The sequence below is a fragment of the Vreelandella vilamensis genome (assembly GCF_031451755.1).
Classification (GTDB): domain Bacteria; phylum Pseudomonadota; class Gammaproteobacteria; order Pseudomonadales; family Halomonadaceae; genus Vreelandella; species Vreelandella vilamensis.
In genome coordinates, this window is sequence record NZ_JARWAN010000046.1 from 1 (window position 1) to 6,260 (window position 6,260).

9 protein-coding genes are annotated in these 6,260 nt (G+C 51.9%); 2 read left to right on the forward strand and 7 right to left on the reverse strand.

From position 1 onward, the window contains the following. Window positions 1–161: 161 nt before the first annotated feature. Together QC823_RS15905 and QC823_RS15910 are read right to left on the reverse strand one after the other, a co-directional pair. Window positions 162–776, reverse strand: a complete 615-nt coding sequence (locus QC823_RS15905) for a recombinase family protein (protein ID WP_309657320.1) — start codon at window positions 774–776, stop codon at window positions 162–164. A gap of 393 nt (window positions 777–1,169) precedes the next feature. Continuing rightward, window positions 1,170–1,382 carry a hypothetical protein gene (locus QC823_RS15910; protein ID WP_309657321.1) on the reverse strand — a complete coding sequence of 71 codons (213 nt, stop codon included), beginning with the start codon at window positions 1,380–1,382 and terminating at the stop codon, window positions 1,170–1,172. Between the two features lie 248 nt (window positions 1,383–1,630). On the opposite strand from QC823_RS15910, the gene QC823_RS15915 reads away from it, so the two are divergent. Continuing rightward, the gene (locus tag QC823_RS15915; protein ID WP_309657322.1) at window positions 1,631–2,245 is read left to right on the forward strand and encodes a tetratricopeptide repeat protein; all 615 of its coding nucleotides are present in this window, start codon (window positions 1,631–1,633) and stop codon (window positions 2,243–2,245) included. Between the two features lie 218 nt (window positions 2,246–2,463). Here the strand turns inward: QC823_RS15915 and QC823_RS15920 are convergent, their stop codons facing one another. The 4 genes from QC823_RS15920 to QC823_RS16285 form a co-directional block, all read right to left on the reverse strand. Next, a complete protein-coding gene (locus QC823_RS15920) occupies window positions 2,464–2,754 on the reverse strand; it encodes a BrnA antitoxin family protein (RefSeq protein WP_309657323.1) in 291 nt (96 codons plus the stop codon). Then, window positions 2,714–2,998, reverse strand: coding sequence for a BrnT family toxin (locus QC823_RS15925; RefSeq protein ID WP_309657324.1), 285 nt, complete (start codon window positions 2,996–2,998; stop codon window positions 2,714–2,716). Before QC823_RS15925 ends, QC823_RS15920 begins: the two co-directional genes overlap by 41 nt. A gap of 260 nt (window positions 2,999–3,258) precedes the next feature. Further along, window positions 3,259–3,669, reverse strand: a complete 411-nt coding sequence (locus tag QC823_RS15930; protein WP_309657325.1) for a hypothetical protein — start codon at window positions 3,667–3,669, stop codon at window positions 3,259–3,261. A gap of 148 nt (window positions 3,670–3,817) precedes the next feature. Next, window positions 3,818–4,045, reverse strand: a complete 228-nt coding sequence (locus tag QC823_RS16285; protein ID WP_422823685.1) for a RepB family plasmid replication initiator protein — start codon at window positions 4,043–4,045, stop codon at window positions 3,818–3,820. Between the two features lie 143 nt (window positions 4,046–4,188). Between QC823_RS16285 and QC823_RS15935 the strand changes: the two genes are divergently transcribed. Beyond that, the gene (locus QC823_RS15935; RefSeq protein WP_309657326.1) at window positions 4,189–4,857 is read left to right on the forward strand and encodes a hypothetical protein; all 669 of its coding nucleotides are present in this window, start codon (window positions 4,189–4,191) and stop codon (window positions 4,855–4,857) included. A gap of 218 nt (window positions 4,858–5,075) precedes the next feature. Here QC823_RS15935 and QC823_RS15940 read toward each other — a convergent pair whose 3' ends face one another. After that, window positions 5,076–5,966: a DMT family transporter gene (locus QC823_RS15940; RefSeq protein ID WP_309657327.1), complete on the reverse strand. Its 891-nt coding sequence runs from the start codon at window positions 5,964–5,966 to the stop codon at window positions 5,076–5,078. Window positions 5,967–6,260 lie beyond the last annotated feature (294 nt).

Here is a 6,260-nt window from a genome sequence, read left to right on the forward strand (position 1 = left end):
GAATCGTGTTCTTGCCGGAACGTATTGATTACATTAGAGATTACCATCCACTATTTTTGTTTTCAGGCCTGCCTCGTGAATAACCCGGGGTGACGGCTTGTTCATCGGCATAAGGTTTGCTATAGCATAATTGATGACGGACTGATCTTCCTCTTTCAGATTTAGATTCCGTGTTTCTTGACGTTATGGACGGTATAGGTGCTGACCTGAGCATGCTCTGCGGTTTTCCGCACCGAAAAACCTGCGGCTAGAAGTTCCGCTATGCGGCGCCGTTTGTCGGTATCTTTAGTCCGTCCTTTATAGCGACCTTCCTGTTGGGCTTTCAAAATCCCCTGCGCCTGGCGTTGACGACGCTGCTCATAGTCTTTGCGGGCAATCGCCGCCATCATATCCAGCATCATGCGATTGATAGCATCCAACATGCGAGCCGTGAAGTCATCTCCCAAGGTGGGTTGCATCGCGGCGTGGCTGGTAGGTAAATCCAGGGCGACGATCCGGAGTCCTTTGGACTCGATCTCGTTGCGCAACATCTGCCATTCGTCGCCCGGTAAGCGAGAAAGTCGATCGATGGCTTCAATCAGTAGAATGTCACCGGGCTGAGTGTCCTTAAGCAGGCGACGAAGCTCAGGCCTATCGACGGTGGTGCCACTCGCATTCTCGACATACCACGATGCGATGGCCATGCCACGTTCATTAGCAAAAGCTGTAAGCTGGTCTCTTGCTCGATCAGCGTTCTGATCATCGGTCGATGCGCGTAAGTAACCCCTAATAAACATGGGTAACGGCCCTAATGTCTTGTTTTGATGTATTGATATATTAGTGTATCGTTTTGGATATATTTTGGGTAATACCAATACGTAATAGGGCCGCTATTTAAATGTATTTGATGAGGTATATCCGCATCGATATGGTTCACCAAGGCGATCAGGACAAGCACAAAGGTGTTTAGCTGCTGACGCGCTTTACGTTCTTGAGCTTTCATGTCGTCACACGCTTGGGCCAGATTGCGCATGGCTTCATGTTTGGTATCCGGAACCCAGACCACCTTCTACCAGCGCTTTTGGGCAAGTTAGTAGCCTAATTATCCGAAATCCATTTTACCTCAGTTTATAACATTGCAATGAGAGACGGTTAAACTCACTCCCATTACGGTTTGATACTCGGTTTATTTACTTCAGGGCACCCCAAGCTTGCCATTTATTGCATGTGTTGTTGGCTTGCTTTTCTTGACCTTTCCAAGGGCCACCCTGAAGCAGACATTTTCCTTTGGAACTGGAAGAATCAACAGTTACTCGTTGACCAAATGTGTCAACTTGACGACTTCCGCCCCAATAGTTGCATACTGCACAGTTCTTGAAATTTTTCGGATAATTTTGAGCCATTTCGCATCTCCTTTTCTTGCTTCACTTTTTTGCGTCAAACCATCATGAAGCGGCTTTCCATAGTGGCCTAACTGCTATTAAACCGCACGCTTGATATTTCACATGAACAAGCACGTCAAATAATTTCATACTGTGCGCTCGCCAACTTCTTATATTATTGAAACCATATAAATTAAGTATACGCAAATGGCACTGCCAGTTGGATATTGCTAGCCTGGAAATGACATCAAAAAAAGGACTTATCTATCGTGAAATTTTTTATCCGAATCTTACTCTGCCTAACTACCATGTGGGGTTCATCTGTTTTAGGCCAGTCATTAGATGAAGGGCTTGATGCTGCTAGGCGTGGTGATTATGCGACTGCTTTAGAAAACTGGCGACCTTTAGCTGAGCTGGGATTTCCCTCCGCTCAGTCCAACTTGGGGGTCATGTATCAAAACGGCCAAGGTGTTCCGCAGAATTATCGTAAGGCTGTTTCTTGGTACCGTCTTGCTGCTGAACAGGGCGATACCACCGCTCAGACCAACTTGGGGGCCATGTACGAAAACGGCCGAGTTGTCCCGCAGAATCATCGTAAGGCTGTTTCTTTGTATCGCCTTGCTGCTGAGAAAGGATTTGCCTACGCGCAGAATAACTTAGGGGTTATGTACTGGGGTGGTTCAGGAGTTGCTCGTAACCCTGTTATGAGTTACATGTTAATAATCTTGGCAGCGGCTCAAGGAAATGAAAGTGCTCAAAAAAGTCGAGATTTAATGATAGAGGCATTACCGCGTGATCAAATAGATGAAGCTCAACGAATGGCAACTGAGTGGCGTATTGATACTCCATTACCGAAACACGATGACTTCACCACTTGGCCCTGAATACTTAATGAACTGCCTAAAAGCCCGCCGTTGAGCGGGCTTTTGTATGTCTGAAAGTTGGTTTTTCACGATTACGCGTCGTATCATGAGTTTTTGGGGTGGGGATTTTGATGCTGCACAGCGGCATGGAGCGGAGCGGTAACGGCGTTTTGGTGGGCGTAGACCACCAAAACGCGTTGCTCACTGCATCGGCCCTACGGACCGATCTACACGCATTGTTAGTTCAATTCTTGAACATCATGTTCTTGTAGGTATTGGCGTAAGGCTTGATTCATGCGGGTTTGCCAACCTTTGCCTGTTTGACGGAATGCCTCAACCACCTCTTGGTCATAGCGAATTTTCACCGGCACTTTTCGTTCACTTACGGGAATAGGGGGACGGCCACGACCGCGTTTCACCAAGGTGTCACCTTGGTATTGGTGGGCTGCCTCAAACCATTCCTCTGTGAGTTCGGGGGCGTCGTCCGGATCAAACCAGGTGCTGTTCGTATTGTTGCCTTTCGCGTTCATTGGCGTACCTCATGGAGATAATGCGGCGCTTCTTTCCGCGTTGTGTCCACACAATCACGGTCACTTTGCCGGTGAGCTTACCCACGGTGATGATTCGCTCTTCACCATAGTTCTGGCGGTCATCCACCATCGACAGCGTTTTGCCAGCAAAGACGTCAGGTGCGTCGTTAAAATCCAGGCCGCGATGTTGCAGGGTGTCTTGCTGTTTGCGCAGGTCGTACTCGATCTCACTGCCTGGGGCCATCAGGGTCTCCTTTTCCTATTAATTATTGTACCCCCAGTAATTTTTTAAGCAAGCATCGGCAAGCAGCTTGTTTTGCGAGTCACAGCACCCCTAACACCCCCCCCTTGGTCTATTTTTGGCAGGTTGATCTCCCGCTTAGAAAAACTCACGATATTGCTGATAATCGTGAACTTTCTGTAGTTGCAGCATGGGAAAAGCCTGGGTTAACGATTGCTAGCATCTTGTTCGGTGGTTATGCCTTTAACCACATTCTGCCGCAGCTATCCTTCGTTGCTGCTGTATAGCGCTTTAGCAAGGGCACGCAATCCGTGGGGGTTATCGTCTGACTTTGTCGCTTTCGTCGTTTCTACGGCCTCTTTGGTGGCTTCTGGGGGCGGTAATGCGCGGAGTTGGGCCACTTCCTCGCGTAGCGCTACCAACTCTCTTCGCATAGCCTGCAATTCGTGGAGCATTGCTTGTTGCGTGTCCGGTTCGTCAGGCGTTGCGCTCTGTTGCTTTGAAGTTGGTGCGTTGGGTGGTTCACCCCATAGGCGGATCAATTCGGACAAGTCGATAACGCGTACGCCATCGCCTCGAACGCTGCATGATAAGCGGCCTGATTCGATTGCGCGGTGAATAGTGGAGCGCGCTTTACCGTATAGCTTAGCGGCCTGGGATATGGTCTGTTGCACGTTGCCGCCTTTTGTTGCGTTGCGCGTGTTGCGCCAGGATAGCGCATTCACTTTGCCGCGTGCGCATAGGGCATAAGTCGGTGACAACGAGACCCTTCGCAAGGTATGAAGCCGAAGCTCACGATATGGCGCGATGACCTGTGCCTCGCTATTGGCATAGCAGTTCGTAGAGCCGAATTGCGTGGAAACTAGTCATCTTAGCCACATCGCGCATGGCGAACTTGGTCAACTGTTCGGCGAGCTGAGATAAGTAGGGAATCATCGGTTGGTTGAAACGTAACGCTACGGTGCCCTGATCCTTTTGATAAACCACTTCCTGCACCCAGTGAGTGAGCCTTACTGTTGCTCCACTTTGTCCATTTGGGGCTTCATGCAGTGCCTATGAACGTTCAGCTCTGGAAAGGCCGATACGACGAATCAGTTAACACAAAAAGAAGGGTTGTCTCTATCCAGGTGGTTAATTAGTATTAGTTTCCGAGAATAGTCGCATGATTAAAATATAACCACGAAGGGATCATCGTGAAAAAAATTACATTCATCGCCGTTACTGCCGGTCTTTTAACAACAAGCACCGCAAATGCCTTCGATGACATCTATACCGTGGGTATCATGGCAGGCACCACTGGGGCGGGCCTCGAAGCCTCCTGGCGCTTCCACCAGAATTTCTCCGTTACAGCCAATTACGCTGGCGGCCTCAGCTACGATAGCGAATACGACACCGACGAGGTGGATTACGATGGTGATATCGACCTCCAGGCCGGTGCGGTGAAGTTCGACTACTTTCCTTTCGGTGGGCGTTTCTATCTCACGGCAGGCGCAGCGCTGCCGGACATGACCGCCAGTGTGACAGGAACGCCCAATGTCGGTGGCACCTACGACTTCAATGGCAACACCTATACCGCCGCCAATGTCGGTAGCGTGACAGGGGAGTTGACCATTGCCGATAGCGTTCAGCCCTACCTTGGTCTGGGATGGCGTTCATCCAACAAGACAGGTTTCGGATTCTTCTCAGAACTGGGTGTTTTTTCCACGGACATCCAGGTGGATCTCAGCACCTCAACAGGTCTGGAAAACAACTGGCCCGCGCTTCAAAGCGACATTCGCGCCGAGGAAGAACGTCTCGAAGAGGATGCGGATGCTCTCTCGGTCTACCCGGTGGCCACTTTTGGCGTCAGCTATACCTTCTGAGCAGCACTCGAGACCCAAGGGGATTACCCATTCTCAAGCCGTCCAAACATGGGCGGCTTGCTTTTTGTCGGTGCAGAGATATTTTTAGGCGTATTAACGTGCCCTACCGATGCGATGAAAAGACGTTTTTCGAAGTCCAGCGAGAACCTTTTAAAAGCTCACGATAAGGCGCGTTCTCATGAAATTGCGGACCGCCTGGGGAAATTTCATCGGATATGTCATGCCGATCTGAGATAACGCGCGGGAATGACCTCAAGCAGGCCCGCGAAGAGCACGATGACACCTCCCGCCATCTCGAAGCCTGTTAGGGATTCATCGGCGAGGAGGGCCGCGGAAAGCGCTCCCACCAGCACCTCCATCATCAGCAGGATGCTGACGCGTGCAGGCTCAAGCCGGACCGTCGCCCACATCAATGCCACAAGGCTCAATCCCCACCACAGGCCACCTGTCAGCAGTGCCAGCCCCGTGATCGTGAGGGCCTGACTCGGGACAAGGCTGGGCAGCGGCTCAAGGGACGGGGCGAGAACCAGCGCCGTCACTGCCGCGCCTAGAGCGAAGATGAAGGCGGCGGGTAGAGCCGTGATGGTGGACCTGGCGCGGATGCCGGTGGTGGAGAAAGACCAAAGGATACCGCCAATCAACGACATCCACTCACCTGCTCCCCGGGGCAGCGGGAGATTGCCGTCGGCCCCCAGCATGATGGCCAGTCCTGCCAGGCCCAGGACAATGGCGACAATGCGCAGGCGGGGCGTCGGCCATCCCATCAGGAAGCGGCCGATCAGCGTGCTCCACACCGGGCTGAGAAACCACAGCAGGATGATGATCGCGACCCGTCCATAGAGGAAGCCGATCGAGTAGAGCGCGAACGCTGCACCGCCCAGCGCGACCGAGAACAGGGCGACCGGCCGGGTTCGTGCCAGTTGGCGGCGATTTCGAACGGCAAAGGGCAGAAGAAGTACCACCGTGCCAGCGGTTATGGCGGCTGTCCCCCAGGCGCCCGTCAGGCCCATCCCCCCCAGGGCGCGAACCGGTAGCCAGTAGAATCCCCATAGCACCCCCGTGGCGAGAACGATGGCGGAGGCGAGAAGCGTGCGCTGATCGGGTTGCATACGACATGACCTTGCTATTGCGTGAGGGCGGGGGCGAGTAGCTCCGCGCTAGACGAACCTTGGCGAGTCAGTGTGTTCCTGCGCGAAAGCCGTTATCGCCGATACGGCCATAACGTAACTTTTCTTACTTTTACCAAGAGCGATACCGGCTATTTTCCTGAATGGATGGCGTCATGCAATATATTTGATCTACACATAGAGGTTAGATGTTTGGTCCCGGATGATGAAATCGCCCATAGAAGTTATCCTCTGCTAGCAGCCAGGGAGCTTCTTCATCAATTTATCCGGGAGCAG

Bases quoted from the DNA above. Each gene is read 5' to 3' on its own strand.
- QC823_RS15905 (WP_309657320.1), bottom strand. From the start codon at position 776: ATGTTTATTAGGGGTTACTTACGCGCATCGACCGATGATCAGAACGCT.
- QC823_RS15920 (WP_309657323.1), bottom strand. From the start codon at position 2,754: ATGAACGCGAAAGGCAACAATACGAACAGCACCTGGTTTGATCCGGAC.
- QC823_RS15940 (WP_309657327.1), bottom strand. From the start codon at position 5,966: ATGCAACCCGATCAGCGCACGCTTCTCGCCTCCGCCATCGTTCTCGCC.
- QC823_RS15910 (WP_309657321.1), bottom strand. From the start codon at position 1,382: ATGGCTCAAAATTATCCGAAAAATTTCAAGAACTGTGCAGTATGCAAC.
- QC823_RS15925 (WP_309657324.1), bottom strand. From the start codon at position 2,998: ATGGCCCCAGGCAGTGAGATCGAGTACGACCTGCGCAAACAGCAAGAC.